Genomic DNA, 1,400 nt, shown 5'->3' with positions numbered 1-1,400 from the left:
CAATGGCGCCGGTGTCCCGGACCCGGTCCTGCGAGTGCCGAAGCTGCCCACCGGCTCGGCCGGCGGTAGCAGCAGCGGCAGCGCCAAGGGCTGACACCGATGGCTCGCCCGCTCGAGCGGGCGAGCCACCGGATTTGCCACGTCGTGATACCGGCAGTGGATCGTTGTGACGACAGGCCGGCCGACGGGCGAGTCCTCCAACGACAGGCCATCGCCCGTGCATTGAACCCCGCTGCGCGCAGCGGCGCAGTGGATCACCAGCGTCGCGCCGCAGGTGCTCGACGTCGTCTCCGAGCACCGGTCGACTTGGAGGAGAACCAACATCGGCGCCGAAGACCACTGGGCCCGGTCACCGGATTCTCTGGCATGCTCTTGTCCCGTTAGCCTTTCGGCCCAAGAACCTCCCTCCAAGTCCCTCCCGGCTGCACCGGGGATACGAACCGCCGCTTTCGCGGCGCACATCGTCTGTTCGATCACCCAGCGGTGGCGTCCGAGGCGCTGCGAGGATTCGATGCCCTTGCGGGCGATCCGGGCAACGTTCCCGCGCGCCCGCAGCCAACGACGCGATTCGGCGGAATCGTATGCCTTGTCGGCGTAAAGCTTGCCGGGCCGACGGCGGCGTGGACCACGCCGCGACCGGATCGCGGGTACGGCCTTCACCAACGGTTTCAGTGCCTCGACATCGTTGGTGTTGGCCGCCGAAACCTCCACCGACACAGGGATTCCCGCACGCTCAGACAGCACGTGGATCTTCGAGCCGGGTTTGCCCCGATCGACCGGACTCGGCCCGGTCAAAGGCCCCCTAATGAGATGTAGCGGGTCCGCCGATGCGGCAGACTCGCTGCCGGTAGCGGCTGGCGGGTGAGCACTCTTTTGCCCCCGGGACATCGAGTCCTGAAAAAAGATCGTGCCCCCGCCGGTCGACCGGGGGGATGGATCGCTGATGGGATGTCGTGCCCGCCGCCGCGGCGTGAGCACTGATTCATTAGGGCGCCGAGAGTTCTCCCGAACGCTGCCGCTGTCACGACATCGGTTGAGGTACAGGAGAATTGACGGTGCTGTTCGTCGGAGACGACTGGGCCGAAGATCACGTGCGCCACGAGGCGCTTGAAGTCGAGCGGAGGTGAGAGACCTTCGCCTTCCGGCCGTCGCAGCGGCTGGATGAAGCTGGGGACAGCCTGATCCGGGAGACGCCGGGTTGCGTCCAATAGCGTGGTGTAGCAGCAGCATTGGATGCTGAGCTTGTTGCAATCCCCGGACAGCAGGGTGGCCACCGCGTGATCCTTCAGAAGACCTACCAAGTCATTCCGAAGGAAGAAGACCACGCGATGACCAATATTGAGCCTATCGACCCGGGCAAGCTCCTGTCCGAGCAACTGGGCGCGGCGAGCCCGGATCTA

General features: G+C 65.7%; 1 pseudogene. It reads right to left on the bottom strand.

Annotation, left to right across the window (positions count from 1 at the left end):
- Window positions 1-380 precede the first annotated feature (380 nt).
- Window positions 381-801: pseudogene (locus ACIRRA_RS46045) on the bottom strand (transposase); the annotation flags it as partial.
- Window positions 802-1,400 lie beyond the last annotated feature (599 nt).

The organism is Nocardia sp. NPDC101769, assembly GCF_044766925.1.
Classification (GTDB): domain Bacteria; phylum Actinomycetota; class Actinomycetes; order Mycobacteriales; family Mycobacteriaceae; genus Nocardia.
Note: the sequence above shows the minus strand (reverse complement) of the source record. Positions and strands in the feature narration are given on the sequence as shown.